Below are 22651 nucleotides of genomic sequence, written 5' to 3' on the forward strand. Positions count from 1 at the left end.
ACCTGAGATAATGCTAATTATGCATATCAGAACACGTTTCGCCCCCAGTCCAACGGGCTTTATTCATTTAGGCAACCTTCGCAGCGCTTTATATCCTTGGGCTTTTGCACGCCATAACCAAGGCGACTTTATTTTGCGTATTGAGGATACCGATGTAGAGCGCTCCACACAGGAAGCTGTCGACGTCATTATTGAAGGCATGGCCTGGCTTGGTCTAGATTTAGATGAAGGCCCCATTTATCAAATGCAGCGTATTGATCGTTATCGAGCAGTTGTAAAGCAGATGCTCGATGCTGGCCTTGCTTACCCTTGCTACATGAGTGAAGACGAGCTCAATAAGCTACGAGACCAACAGATGGCCAATAAGGAAAAGCCGCGCTATAACGGCCAATGGCGTCCTGAGCCAGGTAAGACTCTGCCAGCAATGCCAGAAGGTGTTTTGCCCGTGATTCGTTTCAAGAATCCGATTGGTGGATCTGTAATTTGGGAGGATGCAGTTAAGGGCAAGATAGAAATCAATAATGATGAGTTGGATGATTTAGTTATTGCTCGTCCCGATGGTACGCCAACCTATAACTTCTGCGTTGTAGTGGATGACCTTGACATGAACATTACCCATGTGATTCGTGGCGATGACCATGTCAACAACACTCCACGCCAAATTAACATCATGAAAGCGCTCGGTGGTACACCGCCGGTATATGCTCATTTACCAACAGTCTTAAACGACTCTGGTGAAAAAATGAGTAAGCGTAATGGCGCCATGAGTGTGCGTGATTATCAAAAAGCAGGCTACCTTCCTGAAGCTATTCTGAATTATCTAGCCAGGCTAGGTTGGTCACACGGTGATGCAGAGATTTTTACTAAAGAGCAGTTTGTGAATTGGTTTGACTTAGGTAGTCTTGGTCGATCACCAGCACAACACAATCCTGAAAAGTTACTCTGGTTAAACCATCAATATATTCAGAATGCAGATCCAGAAAAATTGGCAAAAGCAACTAAGCCATTTGCACATGAACTCGGTATCGATACAGAAAATGGTCCGGACTTTGTGCAAGTAGTTGCGCTCCTAAAAGATCGCGCCAATACGCTGATTGAAATCGCCGAAGGAGCAAAGCTGTTCTATCTACCAGCACCTGCTCACAGTAGTGAACAAATTGCAGAAAATATCCCAGCTGAAATCATTCCTGCCATGAAAGATTTGATTGAAGCCATTCAATCTGCTGAGCATACAAAAGCAGCTTATGGGGCGGCTTTTAAAGAAGTGCTAGCCAAGCATCAAATCAAAATGCCAGCATTAGCAATGCCTGTGCGTTACGCTTTATTTGCCACAACACAGACGCCGGCTATTGATTCTGTCTTGGTTGTATTGGGTAAGAATGAGGCGGTTGCAAGGCTTTCCAAGGTGGTCTAAGCCAGAACTTGCCTCCCCCTACAAAAATAGGATAAAATCTTAGATTGTTTTGAGTGTCTTGTGGAGTTTTAACGAGATTACGGGGGTATAGCTCAGCTGGGAGAGCGCTTGCATGGCATGCAAGAGGTCAGCGGTTCGATCCCGCTTATCTCCACCAAGCATTTACAATAGCATCACAAGTTTTAGTAGCAGTCCAGGTCCCCATCGTCTAGAGGCCTAGGACATCACCCTTTCACGGTGAGTACGGGGGTTCGAATCCCCCTGGGGACGCCAAAATTTTTGGCTAGTTGTGAGTAATAAGAAGTGACACAAGTAGCATGCGATGTAATTGGAGCGGTAGTTCAGTTGGTTAGAATATCGGCCTGTCACGCCGAGGGTCGCGGGTTCGAGTCCCGTCCGCTCCGCCATGTAAGTTAAGAAAGCCCCTGCATCAGGGGCTTTTTTTCATTTCTTAAATCTTTATCAAAGTTTTTTCGTTGGCGGTGGTTTTGGTGCCACCTTGTACAAAGGCTCAACTGCTGGCATGAGCGCAGTGAGTTGCTCGATTCGGGTTTCACCAGAAGGGTGGGTGGATAAGAATTCTGGAGAGCTTTTACCTTTAGTTGCCTTCAACATTTTTTGCCAAACGCTGATTGCGCCCATGGGGTTGTATCCCGCTCTTGCTGCAAGCTCTAATCCAATGGCATCTGCTTCTGATTCATTCTCTCTGGAGTTAGGCAAAATAATTGCATATTGGGCAACTTGGTTTGCAGCGCCCACTGCGGAACCATAGGGGCCAGCTACGGCCATGGCAATATTCACCAATACGTTTTGTGCGACTGCTTGGGATACGCGCTCCCGACCATGCTCTCTTAAGGCATGCGCAATTTCATGACCCATGATGGCTGCGATTTCATCATCACTTAAATTCAGCTGCTCAATAATTCCGGTGTAAAAAGTGATCTTTCCGCCTGGGGCACAAGTGGCATTCAATATGGGGGCATCAATTAGGCTTAGCCGCCAATCCCATTGCTTGGTGTCATCTCTGAATGCCTCGGTCTGAGGGATTAACCTGTTTGCAATGAACTTCAATCGATCATATGCTGGGCCAGAAGTGACCAGTATATTTTTCTCTTTCGCTTTTTGATTCTGCTCGTTATAACTCACTGCAGAAAGACGGTTGACCTCTTCAGAAGAAGCCATCATAAATTGTGATCGGCTAACTCCAACCGCCCCCGAGCGCGTAGTATTAGCGCACGCCGAGAGTAAAGCAACAAGTGCAAGGATCCAAAAGGTGCGAATGCTCAAATCAAATCCTTGCCAATACTCGTTACTTTTTAAATTACTTCTTCTTTGGAGGCGTAATGGATGCAGCCATCGCATCAAAGTAAATCACTCGAACCTGCTCGCCAACATTGACATCGGCTAGGAGCTGCGGGTTCTTAACGGTCACAACAGTAACCTTGCTACTTGGACCTTTAACCGAGACTAATTTCTTAGGGCGATCAACAGCGACTATGTCAGCAATGATGGTCGTGGTGTTGGTAATGGTACGAGTTGGCTTTTCGCCTGGTTTAGAGGCTACTTCTTGTGAAGTTTCCACTTTGCTACGAATGCCATCGCTTTTAGTTTTAATTAATTCAATTGCAACAGCAAGTTCATAGGTCACATTGAGTCGGTCACCCACTTTTATCTGATCAAAGCTCTTAATTTCAGGGCCAGCAATGAACTTGGATTCACCTTCATTATTTTTAAAGAAAATCGTACGTGTTTTCTTATCAATCTTTGTAACAGTACCTTCGTACAATTGAAAAATATTGTCAGTAATAGCTGCGTCCACCACTACAGCATTAGCAGCAGGAGCTTGTGCCATCACTAATACTGGACTAGCCAATAATGTTACTGCTACTAGGGTAATTTGGGCGTTTTTGATTTTCATAACTTTCCTTGATATTGAGTATCCATAACGATATTAGCGTATTTCAGTTGCAAAAATCTGTTGGTAAGCCCACAGATGATTTGGGTGGCGTTTCAATTGAAAGCGATTGATTTACAGTCGCTCCCACCAGTTCCCAGAAAAGTGGCATTGCAACCAGTCTATGCACTGGCTTACCTTGCCCGGCACTAAACGAGGCGAGGAAAATACAGCGTGGATTTCCTGAGAGGGTAGACTCCAATCCGTCAATATCGGCTGTAAGGTACCTTTATTAATCGAGTGATAAGCGACGTACCAAGGGATGGTAGCCAAGCCCATGTTCCCGATCGTTGCAGCAAGCAAGGCAGATAAGTTATTAGAGTACAGCGGGCCTTTAACGGGTATCGAAATAGTTTCGCCATCACCCCCACTAAAGTGCCAGCGGTGATTGTCTTGAACTGAGCTATATATCAAGGCCTGATGTGACGCTAAATCTTCTGGATGGCTTGGAGTGCCATGCTGTTTTAAGTAATCCGGGCTAGCTACCAAGACCCAGGGATTTAAACCTAAATAGCGCGATCCCAGAGAGGAGTCTGCAAGGCGACCCATACGGATCGCAAGATCAACGCCACCTTCAACCAAATTGACAAATTGATCCTCAAGACTCAGATGTATCTCAAGCTTTGGGTTCTGGCTCATGAACTGAAGTACCAGCGGAGTCAATATACGGCGCCCAAAGGCAACCGAGGAGCTAATGATCAATTTACCCTGCGTCTCCCCTTGCAGTAGGGCGGCCAGGTTATCTGCCTCCTCAAGCTCTCTAGAAATAATCTTACATTTTTCATAGTAAATCTCACCAATTTCCGTTGGTGTGACCCCTCTTGTGCTGCGATGCAATAAAAGGGAGCCAAGACGCTTTTCTAAAAAGGCAATGTGTTTGGTTGCGGTGGGCTGAGTAATGCCCAGGCTGGCTGCAGCCTTGCTAAAAGAGCCGGTTTCTACGACTCGGACAAAAAGGGCTATCCCCTGAATACGATCCATAAATGAATTCTAACTCGATTTTATCAGGGTATTCCATTTTGGAATAGCACATATGATAGTGACTGGCATTCTCATTTCACTCTGAAGTGTTGATGATGTACCCATTCTTAAACAGCGAGGGAAACATCATGGCCAAAATGAAAGCCGCAATGGCAGCAGTTCTTGTAATGGAAAAAGAAGGTATCACCACTGCATTTGGTGTTCCTGGAGCTGCTATTAATCCACTTTACGCACAATTACGCGAACGTCAGTCAATCACCCATATTTTAGCCCGACATGTTGAGGGCGCTTCACATATGGCTGAAGGTTATACAAGAGCTAAAGCAGGCAATATTGGTGTTTGTATCGGTACTTCTGGCCCAGCCGGTACTGACATGATTACAGGACTGTACTCTGCAAGTGCTGACTCTATTCCTATTCTTTGCATTACTGGACAAGCTCCTCGTGCCCGTCTTTACAAGGAAGATTTTCAGGCTGTTGATATCGAGACGATTTCTAAGCCAGTAACGAAAATGTCTGTAACAGTTCGTGAGCCTGGCTTAGTGCCTCGGGTTTTCCAGCAGGCATTTCATGTAATGCGCTCAGGCCGTCCCGGCCCAGTATTGATCGACTTGCCGATTGATGTTCAATTAGCTGAAATTGAATTTGATATCGACACCTATGAGCCATTGCCGGTATACAAACCAGCAGCTAGCCGCAAGCAGATTGAAAAAGCGCTGGAAATGTTGATGTCAGCCAAAAAGCCTTTAATTGTTGCTGGCGGTGGAATTATTAATGCTGATGCAGATGCGCTGTTAGTTGAATTTGCGGAATTGACTGGCATTCCGGTGATTCCAACCCTCATGGGCTGGGGCACTATTCCGGATGATCATCCACTGATGGCGGGCATGGTTGGTCTTCAAACCTCGCACCGTTATGGCAATGCAACTTTGTTAGCTAGTGATCTGGTTTTAGGTATCGGTAACCGCTGGGCTAACCGTCACACAGGATCAATCGATGTGTATTGCAAAGATCGCAAGTTTATTCACGTCGATATTGAGCCAACGCAAATTGGTCGCGTATTTAATCCCGACTACGGTATTGTTTCGGATGCAAAAGCGGCGCTAGAGTTGTTTGTTGAAGTTGCTAAAGAGTGGAAAGCAAAAGGCAAGTTATCCAACTACAGTGAGTGGGTTGAGCGTTGCCAGGAGCGTAAGAGCTTGATGCTACGTAAAACAAACTTTGATAATGTACCTATCAAGCCACAACGAGTTTATCAAGAGATGAATTCCGTATTTGGTCGCGATACCGTATATGTATCGACTATTGGTCTGTCACAAATTGCTGGCGGACAATTCTTGCATGTTTATGGTGCTCGTCAATGGATCAACTGCGGTCAAGCGGGCCCCCTTGGCTGGACAATTCCAGCTGCATTGGGTGCATTGGCCTCTGATACAACAAAGACTGTAGTTGGACTCGCAGGTGATTACGACTTCCAATTCTTAATTGAGGAATTAGCAGTTGGCGCACAATTTAACTTGCCGCTAGTGATGGTCTTAGTAAATAACAGTTACCTAGGTTTGATCCGTCAGGCACAGCGTGGTTTTGAGATGGATTATTGCGTGCAATTGGCTTTTGACAATATCAATGTGGATGATCAAAATCTGAAGGGCTATGGCGTTGATCACGTTCAGGTTGTTGAGGGACTTGGTTGCAAAGCTATCAGAGTCTCAGATCCAAATAAAATTAATGCTGCATTGATTGAGGCGCAAAAGATGGCCAAAGAGCATCGCGTACCTGTAGTAGTAGAGATCATTCTAGAAAAGATTACCAATATTGCGATGGGTACCGAGATTAACAATATCAATGAATTTGAAGATATTGATTGCCGTCATCCTGCTGGAACTGAGGGATTGGTAGCCGCTGGTCTTCTAGAGTAATCGCTTCATTGCCTTGTATTTACCCATGTATCATCCAGATTGATTGTTATTAAGGAATAGGAATGCCCAAGTTTGCAGCTAACCTCACGATGTTGTTCAATGAAAAACCATTTTTGGAGCGTTTTGCGCTAGCCAAAATTGGAGGCTTCAAAGCCGTTGAATTCCTATTTCCTTATGCTTTTGAAGCGAGCGAAATCAAATCCGCTTTAGATAACAATGCCTTAAAGTTGGTATTGCACAATTTACCAGCTGGTGATTGGGACGCAGGGGAGAGGGGCATCGCGTGTCACCCAGACCGTGTTGCCGAGTTTCGCTCTGGAGTTGCGAAGGCAATTGAGTACGCTACCATTTTAGGCGTACCTCAACTCAACTGCTTAGCAGGAAAGACGCCCGAGGGAGTCGATCCAACATTAGTTCATGACACCTTTGTCAGCAACTTACAGTTTGCCGCTGCTGAACTGAAGAAGTCGGGATTGAAACTATTGATTGAGCCAATCAATACCTTTGATATCCCTGGTTTCTATCTCTCTAAAACTGCTCAAGGTATCGCAATACTGGATGCGGTTGCTGCTGATAATGCTTTTTTACAATACGATATTTACCATGCCCAGCGTATGGAAGGTGAGCTAGCCAATACGATTCAAAAATACTTTAAGCGAATTGCGCATATTCAGTTGGCAGATAATCCAGGCCGTAATGAGCCTGGTACCGGAGAGATCAATTACAGCTACTTATTTGATTTATTAGCTCGTCTTGGATACACAGGTTACATCGGTTGTGAATACAAGCCTTTGAAAACAACTGAGGCTGGCCTACATTGGATGGGTCAATACGAGCAGTAATATCAATTGATCCGTATATTAATAAATTAATAATTTGGGAATGAATGATGAGTAAGTTAAAACTGGGCTTTGTAGGTTTAGGTATTATGGGCGCGCCAATGGCAGGGCATTTGGTCGCAGCAGGTCATGAGTTGTTTATCAACACACGCAGTAAAGTTCCTGCCGAGTTGGCCAATACCTCTGCCGTTCTTTGTGCTACTCCAGCAGAAGTTGCAACTAAGGCGGACATCATTATTACGATGGTCCCAGATACTCCTGATGTAGAAAAGGTACTTTTTGGAGAGAACGGTATTGCTTCAGGTCTTAGCAAAGGCAAGATCGTTGTAGATATGAGTTCTATCTCCCCCATTTCCACGAAAGATTTTGCGAAGCGCATCAATGATCTTGATTGTGAATATCTAGATGCGCCTGTATCTGGTGGTCAATTGGGCGCCAAGGGTGCAAGCCTCACTATTATGGTTGGTGGTAAGCAAGCCATCTTTGACAAGGTCAAACCTGTATTTGATTTAATGGGAAAAAATATTACTTTAGTTGGTGATAACGGTGCCGGGCAAGTTACTAAAGTAGCTAACCAAATTATTGTCGCCTTGAATATCGAAGCGGTTGCAGAAGCTTTGGTGTTTGCTTCTAAAGCAGGCGCCGATCCAGCAAAAGTTAGACAGGCATTAATGGGTGGCTTTGCCAGCTCAAAAATACTGGAAGTTCATGGCGAGCGCATGATCAATCGCACCTTTGATCCTGGCTTCAGGATTGAGCTGCACCAGAAGGATTTAAGTTTGGCCCTCAGCAGTGCTAAAGCTATAGGCGTTAGTTTGCCCAATACAGCTAACGCACAAGAGTTATTTAATTCCTGTGCAGCGCATGGCGGAAAATCGTGGGATCATTCTGCTATGGTCAAAGCATTAGAAAAAATGGCTAATTTTGAAATAGGTCAAAAAAGCTAGAGGAAGAAGTATGGCAGTAACCTTGGTTGTTTATTTGCATGGCTTTCGGTCTTCACCAAACTCAACCAAGGCAGTCATGACTGGGGAGGCGGTGAGGGCGCTTTCATCGGCAGACCATTCTTATGAGTGGTTTTGCCCTCAACTTCTTGCATCTCCAAAAGCAAGTCTGGAGATGGTGACTAAACATATCAATCAAGCCAAATTTGATCGCATAGTCATCATCGGATCCTCCTTGGGTGGTTTTTATACAAACTATCTTGCTAAAAAATATCAATGCAAAGGCATTACTCTTAATCCCGCCGTATATGCTGCTAGAGAATTAGAGCCCCATGTTGGCATGATGACTGCCTATGACAGCGAAGAGCCATTTGATTTTAAGGCCGAGTATATCGATGAGTTACGTGCCTTACAGGTAGATCCGATAACTGATCCAAAGCGTTATTTTTTAATCGCCGCAAAAGGTGATGAGCTTTTAGATTGGAAGGAAATGGCAGCTTTTTATCCTGGCGCCAAACAACTGATTCTCGAAGGTGGTGATCACGGAATTTCTGACTACGCCAATCACCTGCAAGCAGTAATCGACTTTATCGAGCATTAGGGTCTAGATGGATGTAATCGAAAATCGATTTCGATACGTGCCCAGAAAGTCTCTGTGGATTCTGACTGCTGCAATTTTTCTATCGCTTTTTGGGCATCTACTTTTATTTTTTGGGATTCCATTCTTTTCTTTTGCTAGCGTGCCACCCATTGCCGAAGACCTCATCATCAAAACGGAGTTACTGGTCGAGCCCCCAAAGAAAATACAGATGACTACGGCGCCAAAGAAAAAAGCGCCGCCCAAGGAAACTAACGCTGTCTCAGCAGACCCCCTATCAGATCAGGGAAAAGGAGAGCAGGGCGCATTCGGGAATCAATCTGGGCAGGCATTTCGCCTTCCTGAATCTGGCACATATTATTTTGATGCCTATGTCGATGGTCAACTTATTCAATCTGCTCAACTGGACTGGATTACTGAGGGCAATAATTACAGGCTGCACATCAACATACCTTACGCTATTGTTGGCCCCTTTGTTTTTGAATCCAGAGGCACTGTCGATGCCTACGGCATAGCTCCATCCATATACTGGACGCAGCGAGGTACAAAACCACCGCGCTATTCTCGTTTTGATCGTGATCAGAACGGAGCAGGGAAGATGTTCTTCTCTGAAAAACCAGAATTCACACCGGATTTGCTACCAGGCACTCAAGATCGATTTAGCCTACTTTTTCAGCTAGCGTCTTTACTCAATGGCAGTGACAAGATTGATGAGGCCGGCAGCATTCGAGGAATACCTGTGGTGGACTACAACACTCTCGAGATGTGGCAATTTAAAAGCTACGGAGAGGTAGTGTCAGAAGATGTTCCAAGCCTGGGGAAGTCTGTAAATCGCCATTACGCTCTAATGCAGAGGGAAAGTAGCCCTTTCAAGCGTCAGGTCGATATTTGGCTGGCGAGAGACTTAGATTGGCTGCCTGGCAGAATGCGCTCCCTAGAGTCCAATGGACGCATCTTGGAGCTCGTATTCAAGCAAAGAGCCCCCATTGATAAATCCAAGCTAACGAACTAAGCCTAAGGGGTTTACAGCTACTAATTTAGAATCCAGAGCCTGATCTGGGGTTTTGATTGGACCTTCCGAGTAAAGCGCCCATCATGGTGTAAAGCGCAGCCCCAGACATGGATACAGCGAAGATTCCAGAGAAAGAAATAATAATGGGGAGGATACGCCAGCGCGTAGCAAGAAGATATTCACCATAGCCAACGGTTGTATACATCTCACCAGCAAAATACAAGGTTTGAAGGTTGGTTGGGAATACCTGCAGTCCCAAACAAATGTATGCCCAGGCAATGATTTCAAGCAGGTGGGTAGCAATAATCAATAAAATTGCCACGAAATACGATACAAAGTTGGCACCATAGACCCGTTTATTTTCAAGTTTTTGGTCAATCCAATGAAAGATACTTGCGATTGATAGAACGCTTAAGCCATGGAACGTCAGCATCAAACCCGTTAGAAATAACAGCACCCAAATATCGCTATCGCCCATATCCACATTAATTTCAGCTAAGAGCGTACTGAAGTTGGGGAGGGAGCTAAGTCCGGGAAGCTTATCTAACAAGCCGCTCAAGGTCATCGATGGTATCCGTTAAATCCAGTTACATTTCTTGTTTGACATAATAATGATTATACGCATTATCAGATATATCAATTACGAAGGAGACTTCTTTGGGCCGCCTGGATACGGCTGGTTATAGAGCTTTAGCCATCGTGACATTAAGCCATTTCGAATATCATCCTTGCCAAATAATTGGGCAACGTCTATCGCTGTATAACCCTCATGATTTCTCATGCGCAAGTCTGCGCCGCTATCAAGCAGGTATTTGATTAATTGATCATTACCGGAGCCAACAGACATCATTAATGGCGTTGTTTCACTAGGACTCAAGGCATTTACCTGAGCACCATTAGCCATTAAGAATTGGGTAATTTCTAAATGGCCATTAGTGGCCGCATAGTGAATTGGTGCCCAGCCAGGCTTATTCACAGCAGCTTTTTTATCAATAACTAAGGTCTTGACTAAAGACAGCTGACCATCAAAAGCTGCCATCATCAGTGCGTTTTCCCCGCTTTTATTCGTCAGATTGACGTTAGTAGCTGGATTAGCGAGTAATAAATCAGTTACCTTAGCGGATTTATCCCGAATAGCCAGAATCAGCATGGGGGTACCTTTAGGATCTAGCGTATTTGGAGTAACGCCTGCTTTTATTAAAGACTGCACCTCTGAGACGTCATCAAACTTCGCAGCTTTGGTGAAATCTGTAATCTGATCTGCAGTTTGCGCAATTACCAGGCTAGAAAAGCACAATAAGTAGACAGAGAAAAGGTGGCTATATTTAAAAGAATTTCTCATGATATTGCTCTATTTATATGAAAACATTGAAAAAAATTATTTGAAGTCTGTTCTGCCAGCAATTCAACTGAAACACCCTTTAGATCAGCAACAAATTCACCAACCTTGGAAACCCAAGCTGGCTCATTCGTCTTGCCGCGATAAGGAATTGGAGCTAAATAAGGCGAATCCGTCTCAATCAGCATGCGATCCAGGGGAACTTCCTTGCAAGTTTCCTGTAGATCCTTGGCGCTCTTGAAGGTCACAATGCCAGAAAAGGAAATGTAAAAACCTATATCAATCGCAGCCTTGGCAACTTCGGTGGTCTCTGTAAAGCAATGCATGACGCCACCGATCTGATCAGCGCCCTCTTCTTTCAGGATTCTGAGGGTATCAGCGGAGGATGATCGCGTATGGATGATGAGAGGCTTCTTCGCTGCAATAGCGGCGCGTATATGCGTTCTGAAGCGCGCTCTCTGCCATTCCATGGATTCATAGCTACGATCGCCCATGTGGAAGTAATCAAGCCCGGTTTCGCCAATCGCGATGATTTTGGGGTGTTTTGATTCTGCGACTAGGAATTCAAAGCTGGGCTCCGGAGTATCTTCGTAGTCTGGATGGACTCCAACCGAGGCATACAGATGAGCATGGTCTTCGGCGAGCTTTCGTACCTTGGGAAAGTCCGGAATGTCTACCGACACGCACAAGGCATGACTCACCTTGCAGGCAGCCATATTCGACAAAACCTCAGGTAGACGGCTTTGAAATTCTGGGAAATCGAGATGGCAATGTGAGTCTATGAACATGACTCTGTATTTTAATCTTCAAATACCTGCTGGTATTGAGAAAGCAATGCTTCCAGTTGAATACGTGTGGCCAGCGGATGATTTTCGTGGCGCCGCGCCTGTATCAGAGACTTCCAGAAGCGCAGCAGCTTTGGAAGACGTGCTTGTTGCGCAAGCGTCTTGATAGCAGCCTCATGCTTCGGGTAATAGCGCGGCGAACCCATTTGGGCGCAACTTTGCACATCAGAGACCCATCGCTGCATAGTAGCCAACAAAACTGAATACCGGGCTTTTTGCGTTTTAACAGCAGCATCTAGCCAATTGATTCGAGCGCCCTGCGACATCGCTTGCAGTAAATAACGGGAGGCCTGAATGGCGATCGTCAGCTCATCCTTCTCATCTTTATTGTGACGTGCAATTAAAGAATCCAATACTGCATAAGGTGCCCCACCCTGCTCGTCATAAATAGACTCGACATCGGCATCACTCATTTTTAAACCAGGAATCTTATTTAGCTCGGTATGTAACCAATTGAGCCCACTCAATCGATCTGGTCGCGGCGCGGACATCAAGCGGCAGCGAGAACGAATGGTTGGCAGGACACGATCAAGCCGATCCGCTAGCAAAATAAAGATAGTATTTTTTGGAGGCTCTTCAAGAGATTTTAGCAAGGTATTTGCGGAATCTGATCTGAGCATTTCTAGCGGATAAACCAGAATGACTCGATTGCCCCCGCGATGAGATCCAATAGAGAGTCCTTCAATTGCACTACGGGCGTCTTCAATAGAAATACTTTTCTTTTCTTTTTTCTCGGGTGCATCAACATCGGCATCAGCTTGACTGGCCTTGGATTTTTTTGGTGAATCAGCATCCGTATCAAAATCACCCTGTGGCAAAAGCTTACGATGCGTTTCTGGGACTAGTGCAATAAAGTCAGGATGGTTGCCGGAGTCAAACCACCGACAGGCTACACATTGCTTACAAGGCTTTGTGCCTGCGGATGTTTCGCACAAAAGCGCTCTAGCCAATTCAATGGAAAACTCAAACTTACCAATACCGGACTGACCATGAATTAAAACTGCATTAGGAAACGAAGCTAAGTTCATGCCGTCCCAGATGGGCTCTAACCATGGGGCTATTTTTTTCACCGACGCATTTGCTAACATCGCATTACTCATTTAGAGCTTTATCTTTAATGATTCGAGCTCATGCCAAATAGCCTCTGGTGTTTCAGTAGCATCGACGAGATAAAAGCGATTTGGATCTGTTTTTGCTCTACGCAAATACTCTTGACGAACTTTTTCAAAAAAATCTAAGTCCATTTTTTCAAATTTATCGGGTGCCCTTACCTTTGATCTTCTCGCTTGTGCAACTGCGCCAGGTAAATCAAAAAGGAAGGTCAAATTAGGTTGAAGCAATGAACCATCAGAGCGACCCTGAACCCATTTCTCCAAATCATTTAACTTGGCCAGGCTTAAGCCGCGACCACCGCCTTGATAAGCAAAGCTCGCATCTGTGAAGCGATCAGAGATCACAATCTTTCCCGCTTTCAGAGCTGGCTCTATTACTTGTGCAATATGTTCACGGCGAGCAGCAAACATCAGTAATGCCTCAGTTTCTAAATTCATTGGCGCTTCAAGCAATAAGGCGCGAAGTTGTTCACCTAATTGAGTGCCACCAGGCTCCCTAGTCATCACAACATCGCGATCAGGGTGCCGCTGTTTAATCAAGTTGCTAAAAGATTCAATGTGTGTACTTTTACCCGCTCCATCGATACCTTCGAAGCTAATGAAATAACCTAGAAATTGAGCCGTCATAACAGTTACTGAGACTTAGATTGATTGGAGGAATTGCGTTTACGTTGAAACTGATCAACTGCGCTTTCATGCTCTTTATAAGTTTTGGAGAAATGACTAGTGCCATCACCACGCGCTACAAAATATACCGCATCACTTTTTGCCGGATAAATCACAGCAAGGAGGGACTCCTTGCTGGGCATAGCTATTGGCGTTGGTGGCAAACCCTTGTTCATATAAGTATTGTAGGGACTGTCTGTGCGTAAATCTGCTTTTCGAAGATTGCCATCAAATTTTGGACCAATTCCGTAAATGATGGTTGGATCGGTCTGTAAGGGCATCTTTAAATTAAGGCGGTTCACGAAAACCGCTGAGACCAAAGACCTATCGCTTGAGCGCCCCGTCTCTTTTTCCACAATCGAGGCCAAAATAAGCAGCTCATAAGGAGTTTTTAAGGGTATGGCTGAGTCCCTTTGATCCCAAGCAGCACTTAGTTGCTTTTGCATGGCCTGAGAGGCCCTTCGATAGATTGAAGTATCTGAATCATCTGGGTCAAAAATATAGGTATCTGGATAAAAGAGTCCCTCATCGCCTGGGTAATTCAGTCCAAGGGTCATCAACAGCTCTTTTGAACTCATACCTTTAGTTTGATGAATTAGCGCGGGATGTTGATCAATCAGGCTTCTCAGTTGCCATATCGTCATACCTGGAATAATGGCTACACTCTCTCGAACTCGATCACCACGAGCAATTTGTTGCAAGATATTCCCCAAGCTAGCGCGAGGAGCCAACAGATAAGTTCCCGGTTTTAACTTAGAGCTGATTAAAAGTGCTCTTGCTGCCACTTGTAAAGTAACTACATTTGTAGATACGCCCTGCTCTGATAACTGACCTGCAATTGCAGATAGGCCAGATTGGGGAGTGATCTTGACTTTGTAGGCAGATCCCTTATCAACATTTGATGTAGCTGGCACAACGGGCCATAAAAAAATGGCTGCGTACAAAAGAAGCACTAGAGAAATGAAGATGAGGGCATAGGATTTCCAACCGCCATCCTTTAAAGGTTTAATAAAAAGACTTTTCTGAAATTTTCTGCTCATCAAGCTATGATAAAAGCTCATGACGATCAGCACAGAAAACGCCACAATGCCTGCCTCCAGCCTAAACCATGGATTTACCCCTCTGGCCCATTGGGGCTTGATCTTGGTTGAGGGGCCTGATGCCGCAGCCCTTTTACAAAGCCAATTAAGCAACTCCGTGCTTAGCCTCAAGCGCACTATGCCCGGTGATATTGCCCATGGTTCAGATTCGGTTCGATTAGTTGGCTATTGCAGCCCCAAAGGACGCCTTCTCTCTAGTGCTTGGCTTGGCTTGTTTCCGGAAACCGTTGATTCAGATGACCGTTTTGCCCTTTTTGTTTCCAAAGATATTGCAGCCAGTACTGCAAAACGATTGTCGATGTACGTACTGCGGTCAAAAGTAAAAGTCGTTGATGCCTCGGATGAATGGGAAGTATTTGGCGCTTATCAGAGCCAGAATGCTGGCCAGTCCTCCAATCCATCTAAAGATAACCTCTCTTTGCGCATGCCTGAGGTGCTGATTCAGAATCAATCTTTTCAGCGCACCCTCATCGCCCAGAAAAAAGCGGAAGCTACTCTGTCATCAGTTGATCAAGCCTCACTAGATCAGTGGAATTCTTTAGAGGTACTGAGTGCAATCCCGAGAATTGTTTTAGCAACTCAGGAACAATTTGTTCCGCAGATGATTAATTTTGAATCCGTTGCTGGTGTGGATTTCAAAAAAGGTTGTTACCCGGGCCAAGAAATTGTCGCTCGAAGCCAATACCGAGGTGCAGTAAAACGTAGACTTCAACTTGTACATGTTGATTCGAGCTCAACTGCACTAGAGTTTTCAAAACCAGGCGTAGAATTATTTCAAGAGGGGGATGCAAGTCAGCCGTGCGGCATGGTGGTACTAGCAGCTACTAATGCAGCTAATTCAGCCCGAATTGATCTTCAGGTGGAATGTAAGCTAGATGCCTTAGAAATTGGAGCAATATATCTTGGTACGAGCGATGGGCCTGTCCTAATGATAGATTCAATCCCCTACCCTTTATTAGAAATTTAATCTCACCCTGACTCTACTCATATTGTTATGTGCTTAATTCTCTTTGCCTGGAAATCTCATCCAGACTACCCTTTGGTGGTTGCAGCAAACCGTGATGAATTTTATGAGCGCGATACTGATCCTATGGGATGGTGGTCCGAGCACCCTCATGTATTGGCTGGCAAGGACTGCGCGGATGTATTAGGTAGTCCAGGAACTTGGTTGGGTTTCACAAAGACGGGGCGTTTTGCTGCGTTGACCAATGTCAGAGCACCTAGCGAAAAGAATCCGGATGCCAGAACGCGTGGTGAGCTTAGCCTGCAGTATCTTACGGGCCAGCACAAGCCACATGCTTACATCCAAGAAAATGTAAAACGGTTTGAGCTCTACAACGGATTCAATCTCTTGATGGCTGATCTCAGCGATCCAGAGAATACTGAAATGCATTGGGTAAGTAACCGCCTCATGATGGGTCAAAACATTCGCCCAAGAAAAGTTTTTCCTGAGCAAGCACTAAACCCTGGAGTCTATGGTCTATCCAATGCGATGCTAGATACACCATGGCCTAAAGTCAATCACCGAGTAGCGGCGTTCGCTCAAACCTTGGCCATGGATAGCGGGCAACTCAAAAATGCAGATCACTATTTGCGCTTATTGGCCGATACTCACGAAGCAAGTCCACAAGAGCTACCCAATACCGGCGTTAGTCCAGATTGGGAAAAAGCTTTATCTGCTGCATTTATTAAGACTCCAAGCTATGGAACGCGTTCAAGTACGATTTTGCGCGTTCGTAAGGATGGTCAGTTTGAGATGGTAGAAAGACGCTTTGATGCTAACGGCACCGTGGGTCACGATGTTGTCACCGGTGAACTCACTGCTGCACCGGGATCTAACCTTTCGGTCTAAGCGACCAATCAGTTTGAACTATTTCTGCTGACGAGAATCCTCGTTTATGACGCGCTCCCCATCCGCATTTTTGCTTGCCAGTCGCTTAATAAACTGAAACGTCCCAGTTGACATGCAGCAAATCTCACCTTGATCGTTGTAGAGTTTGGCCTCACAAAAAGCCATCGTAGCAGTGCGACGCACGGTATCCGCTTTTACACGCAAAATACCGTTGGCTGCCTGCATGAAGTTATTTTTCATCTCCACGGTCACAACACTTCGATCACCAGGGTCGCTTGAGCGAGCAGCAACAGCCATGGCAACATCCATCAGGGTAAGTAACACACCGCCATGGGCCACATCCCAAGTATTGGTATGCTCGGGCTTGAGCGCTAGGAGTATTTCACCTTTACCCATCTCAGCAGTAATTAGCCGTACCCCTAGCAGCTTCAAAAAAGGAACATTAAGCTCTTCACCCAAGTTGGCAAGTTGAGTTTCTACATTAAGTTGTACTTTATTTGTCATAAGGTCATTCTAGAGGCTTCTGCGACGCTTGTGAATTACCCATAGAATACAAAATATGCCTTTTACCCTCCGCGGCGATGATGTATGCCAGCCTACCCCACCCACACCTATATCCAACCCCTATTGGGTTGCATTTTCAGCCTCTGCTGCCAGACTAATTCACCTTGAGCTCGGACCCGTTGGCTTACCAAAAGATCCTGATTGGCTTGCACTTTTAGCAGGAAATCAACTAAATGTCGGTGAGCTCGCTTTTTCCAATCCGATTTCAACTGCCTATAGCGGCCATCAATTTGGATCCTGGGCAGGACAACTAGGCGATGGTCGTGCCATCCTCTTGGGCGATATCAATCAGCTTGAGCTCCAACTTAAAGGGGCTGGTAAGACGCACTACTCCAGAATGGGTGATGGCAGAGCCGTCTTAAGATCTTCTATACGTGAGTTCCTTTGTAGTGAAGCTATGCATGCTTTAGGTATACCGACCAGCAGAGCTCTTTCAGTAGTTGGATCTAAGCAGCGTGTAATTAGGGAAACGGTTGAAACCGCAGCAGTATGTTCACGCATTGCCCCAAGCTTTATTCGGGTTGGCCACTTTGAACACTTTGCCTCACTTCAGAATATTGTCCGCCTCAAAGAGTTGGCAGATCTTCTGATCAATGAATTCTATCCAGAGTGCCGAAATACAAAAGATCCCTATCTAAGTTTATTCAAAGAGATTAGCGCTCGTAATGCGAAATTGGTTGCGCAGTGGCAATCAGTAGGATTTTGTCATGGCGTCTTAAATAGTGACAACATCAGCGCTCTTGGACTCACTATTGACTACGGTCCATTTGGATTTCTAGATCATTTTGAAATAGATCATATTTGCAACCACAGTGATCATGGTGGCCGATATGCTTATCATCGCCAGCCACAAATCATGCATTGGAATATGGCCTGCCTCGCTAGCGCTGTGCTCCCCCTGCTAGAGCCAGAGCATTCACAAGAGGAATCCCATGCTCTTTTACGTTCTGCACTGGAAGAGTTCCCTGTGACTTATGCGAAAGAATGGCAAAAAATATTTCGCTCTAAATTAGGTTTTCAGCTAGAGCAAGAAAGTGATATTGAGATCATTGAGCGTCTCTTACAAGCGATGAATGACTCAAAAGTAGACTTCACTATATTTTTCCGTAATCTGAGCAATACCCGAAAAGATTCAAAGCCAACAGATCTTGCACAAAGAGATGAGTTCATCGATCGTGACAATATTGACCAATGGTTTGCCGACTACATCCATAGACTTCAATCTGAAGTATTGAGTGACGAAGCCAGAAAAACAATGATGAACCAGGTCAATCCAAAATATATCCTCAGGAATCACCTAGCTCAAGCTGCAATTGAAAAGGCGCAGCAAGATGATTTTTCTGAAATTGAACGATTACAACTCATACTCAGCAAACCCTTTGACGAGCAGGAGCCATTTGAGGCTTACGCAAAACCACCCCCCGTCGATATGCAGCGCATAGAAGTCAGCTGCTCCTCATAACACACTACCTTATAGCCATGAACAAGAAAACAGATCAAGAATATAAAAACTCACTGAGCGATATTCAATATCGAGTGACCCGAGAGGCTGCAACAGAAAGGCCGTTTTCTGGTGAATTCTGGGATCACTGGACTGCCGGTCAATATCGCTGCATTTGCTGCGATACCCCACTATTTCAATCATCAACTAAGTTTGATGCTGGGTGTGGCTGGCCTAGCTACAACGCACCAGAGAAAAAAGAGGCTATTACTGAAATTCGCGACGTAACTCATGGAATGATTCGAACTGAGGTTCGCTGCACTGCATGTGATGCACATTTGGGTCACGTATTTGAGGATGGCCCACAACCTACCGGGCTGCGCTACTGCATCAATTCAGCATCCTTGGCATTTGAACCTTCCGAGAATGCCGCCCCAAGTAAAGCGGAATAATTTATAAATAGCTGGATAATCAAGCCCATGAAATTTCTATTTGACCTATTCCCGATCATCCTCTTTTTTATCGCCTTTAAATTTGGCGATATCTACACTGCAACCATCGTAGCAATGGTGGCTACCATTGGCCAAATCCTCTGGGTGTATTACCGACATCGCAAGATTGATGCCATGCAGTGGGTCAGCCTTATCATGATTCTGGTATTTGGCAGCCTCACAATCTTCTTGCACGATAAGACTTTTATTCAACTAAAGCCAACTGCGCTTTACTGGCTATTTGCCGGTGCCCTATTTATTAGCGCTCAATTTTTTCAGAAAAATTGGATCCAAGTGTTGATGGGCAAACAAATCACTCTAAAAGAGCACAGCTCAAAATCAGTTTGGCATCAAGTGAATATGGCCTGGGCAACATTTTTCTTTTTTATGGGTGCGCTCAATCTCTATATTGCCTTTGAGTTCTCTGAAGAAACGTGGGTCAACTTTAAGCTATTTGGTAGTACAGGATTACTCGTAGTATTCGTAATTCTTCAGGGGGTTTGGCTCACCCGTCATATGGAGCATCCCGCAGAATGAATATCAACCAAGCACGAATTGCCCTATTTGAATCTGATCTCAAGATAGTTTTTAAGGTAAAACATTTACATATTGAGGATGAAAGCCATCTTCATGCAGGTCATGCGGGCGCCGCTTCTGGTGGGGGTCACTTTAAACTGACCATCGTAGCCCCAGAATTTGAGGGAATGACTAAGGTAGCCCGTCATAGAGCTATTTATGCTGCTTTAAATAGCCACTTTCCTGATGCAATCCATGCTCTGACCATCCTTGCATACACCCCAAGCGAAAGCACCCATTCAGCGTAGATTGCTTTAAGATTCTCCTTTACCTATATTTATATTCCTCATCCATGTTCAACACACGCCAAATTTTGACCATCAGCGCCTGTACTGTTGCGCTTTTCTCAACAGCCGTTTATGCCCAAAACGCTGCCATTGTTAATGGCAAGGCAATTCCAAAGGCGCAACTAGATAAGTTGGTTCAAAAATCCAATCAACCAGATAATCCGCAAGTACGAGATCAAGCAAGAGAAATGCTGGTTACTCGTGAGCTTATTTTGCAAGAAGCTAACAATCGCGGTGTCATGCAAAAAGAATCAGTACGCGATCAGCTTGAGCAATCCAAGATGGGCGTTTTGATAGCAGCAGTTTTTGAAGACTACGTAGAGCGTGAAGGCGTTGCAGAGTCTGAACTCAAAGCTGCTTACGAACAAGTGAAGGGTCAGTACACCGGTAAGGAATACCACGTAGAGCATATTTTGGTAGAAAAAGAAGCGGATGCAAAAGCTATTACCGCCCAAATTAAAGCCGGTGGTAACTTCGCACAAATTGCTAAAGATAAGTCCAAAGACCCTGGCTCTGCACCGAGTGGTGGAGATCTCGGCTGGGTCAGCGATAAAGCGCTTGTCCCAGAATTTTCTAAAGCGATGGTGCAGCTCAAAAAAGGTCAAATTACAGACAAACCAGTCAAGACCCAGTTCGGCTGGCACATCATCAAGATGGATGATATTCGCGATGTCAAAGCACCAAGCATGGAGGAAATCAAAGACCAGCTAAAGCAGATGATCACAGCAGATCAAAATTGGCAAAAAGCGAAGTTCTCTGAGTTGATGCAAAAGCTCCGCGCTAAAGCCAAGATTCAATAATAAGCTTGTACTTAAAGACTGCAAACCCAGGCCAACACCCTGGGTTTTTTCTTGAGAAACGTGAAACTAGATTTACCTTTATATTGACACAATGATGATTCTTCACACTATGCTCAGAGTCGGCAATATGACTCGTTCGATCGATTTCTATACCAAAGTTTTGGGAATGAACCTACTTCGGAGCACGGAACGCCCAGAGCAAAAATATTCTCTCGCATTTGTAGGATTTGGCAAAGGGAATGTAGACGGCCAATCTGAGATTGAACTCACATATAACCATGGTGTTGAGAGTTATCAACTTGGTGACGCCTACGGACACATTGCAATTGGCGTTGCTGATGCCTATGCCGCTTGTGAAAAAATCAAAGCTGCTGGTGGCAACATCACTCGCGAGGCTGGCCCAGTCATGGGTGGCGATACCATTATCGCCTTCGTCACAGATCCTGACGGCTACAAAATTGAATTAATTCAACGCTAGATATTCTTTTATTTAGTTGAAGCAAGGTGCCATCCAACTTCGAGTTATTGATAGTCTTTCGCAGATTGCTGAAGATGATTGGAATGCCCTACTATCCCCCGAAGCAGGCCCATTTCTAAAGTATGCATTTCTCAATGCATTAGAGCTTAGTGGATGTGTTGGCGGCAATACTGGATGGCAAGTTGCGCACTTGCTCGTTGAGGACTCTGCATCAAGACTGCTGGGTGCCATGCCACTCTATCTGAAGCAACACTCCTATGGAGAGTTTGTGTTTGACTGGGCATGGGCTCAAGCCTACGAGCAGAACAATTTGCCCTACTATCCCAAAGCGCTCTCTGCCATTCCTTTTACTCCCGTACGCGGGCCCAGACTGCTTGTAGCTCAAGCATCTGATAAGAGCGCAGTGCAACAGATTTTAGTTTCTGGATTAAAGACACTGATTGATCAAAACACACTCTCTTCTGCCCACGTCCTCTTTCCCGAGAGTAGTGAATTATTAGAGCTAGAGAAGCAAGGATTTATGTTGCGCAACTCAGTGCAGTTTCATTGGCAGAACATCGGTTACCAAGATTTTGAACAGTTTCTTGCAGACCTCACCATGAAACGCCGTAAGAATATTCGGCGAGAGCGTACATCTGTAGCCATGCACAAAATGAGCTATCGACATATTCCGGGAGCGCAAGCAAGTAAAGACGATTGGACATTCTTTTATCGCTGCTATGAAAATACGTATATCGAGCATCGCTCTTCCCCTTATTTAACGGAAGAATGTATTCAAACTCTTGGAAGGGATATGCCTGAGAATTTTCATCTCATCATTGCCATTCAGGATGAAAGGCCAATTGCCTCATCGTTGCTGGTAGTCGATCGCCCAAATTCAAAAGCATACGGACGTTATTGGGGTGCAGTTGAGCATATCCCCTGCCTACATTTTGAATTGGCTTATTACCAAGCAATTGAGTATTGCATTCAGGAAGGTATCAAGATATTTGAAGGTGGTGCTCAAGGCGAACATAAGATGGCCAGAGGTTTTTTACCAACCACTCTTCAATCAGCGCATTGGATAGCGGATGCCGGCTTTTCCAATGCAGTAAAGCGTTTTTTAGAGCGTGAACGTGAGGGTATGGCAGCTTATGTTGATGAGCTCGAGCAACGCATTCCTTTGAAATCGTCTAAAGTACTGCCATGACCGAATCTAATAACAATCCACCAGAACAAGCCGGATCAAATTCTTTAGCTGTTGGTGATGATAGCTCTGACTCCCCTTGCATTGGAGTCTGCACAACGCTGTACGATGATGTCTGTCAAGGCTGTGGCCGCACTCTAGGCGAAGTCAGTAATTGGGTCTTCTTTAGCCAAGAAGAAAAGGATGCTGTATGGAAACGCATTCGTGCAGAGGGCACTGCAATGCGATTCCAACGTCAAGTTAAGTAATGAAT

The 22651-nt window shown here is 45.1% G+C and carries 26 protein-coding genes and 3 tRNA genes; 19 read left to right on the forward strand and 10 right to left on the reverse strand.

Translation table 11 applies throughout. The features are described 5' to 3' along the window. Positions 1-10 precede the first annotated feature (10 nt). From gltX to ICN22_RS06965, 4 genes are all read left to right on the forward strand, one after another. Positions 11-1414 carry a glutamate--tRNA ligase gene (gene gltX / locus ICN22_RS06950; protein WP_216169539.1) on the forward strand — a complete coding sequence of 468 codons (1404 nt, stop codon included), beginning with the start codon at positions 11-13 and terminating at the stop codon, positions 1412-1414. An 81-nt stretch (positions 1415-1495) separates the two neighbouring features. After that, a tRNA-Ala gene (locus ICN22_RS06955) sits at positions 1496-1571 on the forward strand. 40 nt (positions 1572-1611) lie between these two features. Further along, positions 1612-1687, forward strand: a tRNA-Glu gene (locus ICN22_RS06960). 57 nt (positions 1688-1744) lie between these two features. Then, a tRNA-Asp gene (locus tag ICN22_RS06965) sits at positions 1745-1821 on the forward strand. A 55-nt stretch (positions 1822-1876) separates the two neighbouring features. Here the strand turns inward: ICN22_RS06965 and ICN22_RS06970 are convergent. The 3 genes from ICN22_RS06970 to ICN22_RS06980 all read right to left on the reverse strand — a co-directional run bounded on the left by ICN22_RS06970 (position 1877) and on the right by ICN22_RS06980 (position 4349). Beyond that, a complete protein-coding gene (locus ICN22_RS06970) occupies positions 1877-2599 on the reverse strand; it encodes a M48 family metallopeptidase (protein ID WP_255533889.1) in 723 nt (240 codons plus the stop codon). Positions 2600-2735: 136 nt separating this feature from the next. Continuing rightward, positions 2736-3332: a hypothetical protein gene (locus ICN22_RS06975; RefSeq protein ID WP_216169541.1), complete on the reverse strand. Its 597-nt coding sequence runs from the start codon at positions 3330-3332 to the stop codon at positions 2736-2738. Between the two features lie 111 nt (positions 3333-3443). Beyond that, positions 3444-4349, reverse strand: a complete 906-nt coding sequence (locus tag ICN22_RS06980; protein ID WP_216169542.1) for a LysR family transcriptional regulator — start codon at positions 4347-4349, stop codon at positions 3444-3446. 128 nt (positions 4350-4477) lie between these two features. Here ICN22_RS06980 and gcl point away from each other — a divergent pair, with 128 nt between their 5' ends. From gcl to ICN22_RS07005, 5 genes are all read left to right on the forward strand, one after another. After that, positions 4478-6268: a glyoxylate carboligase gene (gene gcl / locus ICN22_RS06985; protein WP_216169543.1), complete on the forward strand. Its 1791-nt coding sequence runs from the start codon at positions 4478-4480 to the stop codon at positions 6266-6268. Positions 6269-6330: 62 nt separating this feature from the next. Further along, complete coding sequence (gene hyi, locus ICN22_RS06990) at positions 6331-7110, forward strand: hydroxypyruvate isomerase (protein ID WP_216169544.1); 780 nt, start codon at positions 6331-6333, stop codon at positions 7108-7110. Between the two features lie 47 nt (positions 7111-7157). Then, entirely contained in the window at positions 7158-8054 is an 897-nt protein-coding gene (gene glxR, locus ICN22_RS06995) for a 2-hydroxy-3-oxopropionate reductase (RefSeq protein WP_439650983.1), read from the forward strand. A gap of 10 nt (positions 8055-8064) precedes the next feature. Continuing rightward, positions 8065-8652, forward strand: coding sequence for a YqiA/YcfP family alpha/beta fold hydrolase (locus tag ICN22_RS07000; RefSeq protein WP_216169546.1), 588 nt, complete (start codon positions 8065-8067; stop codon positions 8650-8652). 7 nt (positions 8653-8659) lie between these two features. Further along, positions 8660-9661 carry a DUF3108 domain-containing protein gene (locus ICN22_RS07005; RefSeq protein WP_216169547.1) on the forward strand — a complete coding sequence of 334 codons (1002 nt, stop codon included), beginning with the start codon at positions 8660-8662 and terminating at the stop codon, positions 9659-9661. A gap of 25 nt (positions 9662-9686) precedes the next feature. Here ICN22_RS07005 and ICN22_RS07010 read toward each other — a convergent pair whose 3' ends face one another. From ICN22_RS07010 to mltG, 6 genes are all read right to left on the reverse strand, one after another. Beyond that, positions 9687-10226, reverse strand: coding sequence for an ion channel (locus ICN22_RS07010; RefSeq protein WP_216169548.1), 540 nt, complete (start codon positions 10224-10226; stop codon positions 9687-9689). Between the two features lie 75 nt (positions 10227-10301). Further along, positions 10302-11003 carry an ankyrin repeat domain-containing protein gene (locus ICN22_RS07015; protein WP_216169549.1) on the reverse strand — a complete coding sequence of 234 codons (702 nt, stop codon included), beginning with the start codon at positions 11001-11003 and terminating at the stop codon, positions 10302-10304. Further along, positions 11000-11788 carry a TatD family hydrolase gene (locus ICN22_RS07020; RefSeq protein ID WP_216169550.1) on the reverse strand — a complete coding sequence of 263 codons (789 nt, stop codon included), beginning with the start codon at positions 11786-11788 and terminating at the stop codon, positions 11000-11002. Before ICN22_RS07020 ends, ICN22_RS07015 begins: the two co-directional genes overlap by 4 nt. 11 nt (positions 11789-11799) lie before the next feature. Further along, complete coding sequence (locus ICN22_RS07025; RefSeq protein WP_255533890.1) at positions 11800-12945, reverse strand: DNA polymerase III delta subunit-related protein; 1146 nt, start codon at positions 12943-12945, stop codon at positions 11800-11802. After that, positions 12946-13584, reverse strand: coding sequence for a dTMP kinase (gene tmk / locus ICN22_RS07030; RefSeq protein ID WP_216169551.1), 639 nt, complete (start codon positions 13582-13584; stop codon positions 12946-12948). It lies immediately after the preceding gene. Positions 13585-13589: 5 nt separating this feature from the next. Then, positions 13590-14663, reverse strand: coding sequence for an endolytic transglycosylase MltG (mltG, locus tag ICN22_RS07035; protein WP_216169552.1), 1074 nt, complete (start codon positions 14661-14663; stop codon positions 13590-13592). Between the two features lie 19 nt (positions 14664-14682). Between mltG and ygfZ the strand changes: the two genes are divergently transcribed. Both ygfZ and ICN22_RS07045 read left to right on the forward strand, forming a co-directional pair. Next, positions 14683-15690 (forward strand): CAF17-like 4Fe-4S cluster assembly/insertion protein YgfZ, encoded by a 1008-nt coding sequence (ygfZ, locus tag ICN22_RS07040; protein ID WP_216169553.1) that lies wholly within the window; start codon positions 14683-14685, stop codon positions 15688-15690. Between the two features lie 27 nt (positions 15691-15717). After that, positions 15718-16575 (forward strand): NRDE family protein, encoded by an 858-nt coding sequence (locus tag ICN22_RS07045; RefSeq protein WP_216169554.1) that lies wholly within the window; start codon positions 15718-15720, stop codon positions 16573-16575. Between the two features lie 18 nt (positions 16576-16593). On the opposite strand, the gene ICN22_RS07050 is transcribed toward ICN22_RS07045, so the two are convergent. Then, entirely contained in the window at positions 16594-17079 is a 486-nt protein-coding gene (locus ICN22_RS07050; protein ID WP_046330191.1) for a PaaI family thioesterase, read from the reverse strand. 55 nt (positions 17080-17134) lie between these two features. Here ICN22_RS07050 and ICN22_RS07055 point away from each other — a divergent pair, with 55 nt between their 5' ends. The 8 genes from ICN22_RS07055 (at position 17135) to ICN22_RS07090 (ending at position 22646) form a co-directional block, all read left to right on the forward strand. Further along, a complete protein-coding gene (locus tag ICN22_RS07055; protein WP_216169555.1) occupies positions 17135-18601 on the forward strand; it encodes a protein adenylyltransferase SelO in 1467 nt (488 codons plus the stop codon). A 17-nt stretch (positions 18602-18618) separates the two neighbouring features. Continuing rightward, the gene (gene msrB, locus ICN22_RS07060) at positions 18619-19032 is read left to right on the forward strand and encodes a peptide-methionine (R)-S-oxide reductase MsrB (RefSeq protein ID WP_216169556.1); all 414 of its coding nucleotides are present in this window, start codon (positions 18619-18621) and stop codon (positions 19030-19032) included. Positions 19033-19059: 27 nt separating this feature from the next. Further along, positions 19060-19608 (forward strand): septation protein A, encoded by a 549-nt coding sequence (locus tag ICN22_RS07065; protein WP_216169557.1) that lies wholly within the window; start codon positions 19060-19062, stop codon positions 19606-19608. Then, a complete protein-coding gene (locus ICN22_RS07070; protein ID WP_216169558.1) occupies positions 19605-19895 on the forward strand; it encodes a BolA family protein in 291 nt (96 codons plus the stop codon). The genes ICN22_RS07065 and ICN22_RS07070 overlap by 4 nt, the downstream gene beginning before the upstream one ends. A 44-nt stretch (positions 19896-19939) precedes the next feature. Continuing rightward, positions 19940-20734, forward strand: coding sequence for a peptidylprolyl isomerase (locus tag ICN22_RS07075; RefSeq protein ID WP_216169559.1), 795 nt, complete (start codon positions 19940-19942; stop codon positions 20732-20734). A gap of 91 nt (positions 20735-20825) precedes the next feature. Next, a complete protein-coding gene (gene gloA / locus ICN22_RS07080; protein WP_216169560.1) occupies positions 20826-21212 on the forward strand; it encodes a lactoylglutathione lyase in 387 nt (128 codons plus the stop codon). Positions 21213-21228: 16 nt separating this feature from the next. Then, complete coding sequence (locus ICN22_RS07085) at positions 21229-22401, forward strand: GNAT family N-acetyltransferase (protein WP_216169561.1); 1173 nt, start codon at positions 21229-21231, stop codon at positions 22399-22401. Next, entirely contained in the window at positions 22398-22646 is a 249-nt protein-coding gene (locus tag ICN22_RS07090; RefSeq protein ID WP_216169562.1) for a DUF1289 domain-containing protein, read from the forward strand. Before ICN22_RS07085 ends, ICN22_RS07090 begins: the two co-directional genes overlap by 4 nt. Positions 22647-22651 lie beyond the last annotated feature (5 nt).

The organism is Polynucleobacter bastaniensis, from assembly GCF_018882205.1.
In the GTDB taxonomy this organism is placed as follows: domain Bacteria; phylum Pseudomonadota; class Gammaproteobacteria; order Burkholderiales; family Burkholderiaceae; genus Polynucleobacter; species Polynucleobacter bastaniensis.

Bases quoted from the DNA above. Each gene is read 5' to 3' on its own strand.
- gltX (WP_216169539.1), top strand. From the start codon at position 11: ATGCTAATTATGCATATCAGAACACGTTTCGCCCCCAGTCCAACGGGC.
- ICN22_RS06970 (WP_255533889.1), bottom strand. From the start codon at position 2,599: ATGATGGCTTCTTCTGAAGAGGTCAACCGTCTTTCTGCAGTGAGTTAT.
- ICN22_RS06975 (WP_216169541.1), bottom strand. From the start codon at position 3,332: ATGAAAATCAAAAACGCCCAAATTACCCTAGTAGCAGTAACATTATTG.
- ICN22_RS06980 (WP_216169542.1), bottom strand. From the start codon at position 4,349: ATGGATCGTATTCAGGGGATAGCCCTTTTTGTCCGAGTCGTAGAAACC.
- gcl (WP_216169543.1), top strand. From the start codon at position 4,478: ATGGCCAAAATGAAAGCCGCAATGGCAGCAGTTCTTGTAATGGAAAAA.
- hyi (WP_216169544.1), top strand. From the start codon at position 6,331: ATGCCCAAGTTTGCAGCTAACCTCACGATGTTGTTCAATGAAAAACCA.
- glxR (WP_439650983.1), top strand. From the start codon at position 7,158: ATGAGTAAGTTAAAACTGGGCTTTGTAGGTTTAGGTATTATGGGCGCG.
- ICN22_RS07000 (WP_216169546.1), top strand. From the start codon at position 8,065: ATGGCAGTAACCTTGGTTGTTTATTTGCATGGCTTTCGGTCTTCACCA.
- ICN22_RS07005 (WP_216169547.1), top strand. From the start codon at position 8,660: ATGGATGTAATCGAAAATCGATTTCGATACGTGCCCAGAAAGTCTCTG.
- ICN22_RS07010 (WP_216169548.1), bottom strand. From the start codon at position 10,226: ATGACCTTGAGCGGCTTGTTAGATAAGCTTCCCGGACTTAGCTCCCTC.
- ICN22_RS07015 (WP_216169549.1), bottom strand. From the start codon at position 11,003: ATGAGAAATTCTTTTAAATATAGCCACCTTTTCTCTGTCTACTTATTG.
- ICN22_RS07020 (WP_216169550.1), bottom strand. From the start codon at position 11,788: ATGTTCATAGACTCACATTGCCATCTCGATTTCCCAGAATTTCAAAGC.
- ICN22_RS07025 (WP_255533890.1), bottom strand. From the start codon at position 12,945: ATGAGTAATGCGATGTTAGCAAATGCGTCGGTGAAAAAAATAGCCCCA.
- tmk (WP_216169551.1), bottom strand. From the start codon at position 13,584: ATGACGGCTCAATTTCTAGGTTATTTCATTAGCTTCGAAGGTATCGAT.
- mltG (WP_216169552.1), bottom strand. From the start codon at position 14,663: ATGAGCAGAAAATTTCAGAAAAGTCTTTTTATTAAACCTTTAAAGGAT.
- ygfZ (WP_216169553.1), top strand. From the start codon at position 14,683: ATGACGATCAGCACAGAAAACGCCACAATGCCTGCCTCCAGCCTAAAC.
- ICN22_RS07045 (WP_216169554.1), top strand. From the start codon at position 15,718: ATGTGCTTAATTCTCTTTGCCTGGAAATCTCATCCAGACTACCCTTTG.
- ICN22_RS07050 (WP_046330191.1), bottom strand. From the start codon at position 17,079: ATGACAAATAAAGTACAACTTAATGTAGAAACTCAACTTGCCAACTTG.
- ICN22_RS07055 (WP_216169555.1), top strand. From the start codon at position 17,135: ATGCCTTTTACCCTCCGCGGCGATGATGTATGCCAGCCTACCCCACCC.
- msrB (WP_216169556.1), top strand. From the start codon at position 18,619: ATGAACAAGAAAACAGATCAAGAATATAAAAACTCACTGAGCGATATT.
- ICN22_RS07065 (WP_216169557.1), top strand. From the start codon at position 19,060: ATGAAATTTCTATTTGACCTATTCCCGATCATCCTCTTTTTTATCGCC.
- ICN22_RS07070 (WP_216169558.1), top strand. From the start codon at position 19,605: ATGAATATCAACCAAGCACGAATTGCCCTATTTGAATCTGATCTCAAG.
- ICN22_RS07075 (WP_216169559.1), top strand. From the start codon at position 19,940: ATGTTCAACACACGCCAAATTTTGACCATCAGCGCCTGTACTGTTGCG.
- gloA (WP_216169560.1), top strand. From the start codon at position 20,826: ATGATGATTCTTCACACTATGCTCAGAGTCGGCAATATGACTCGTTCG.
- ICN22_RS07090 (WP_216169562.1), top strand. From the start codon at position 22,398: ATGACCGAATCTAATAACAATCCACCAGAACAAGCCGGATCAAATTCT.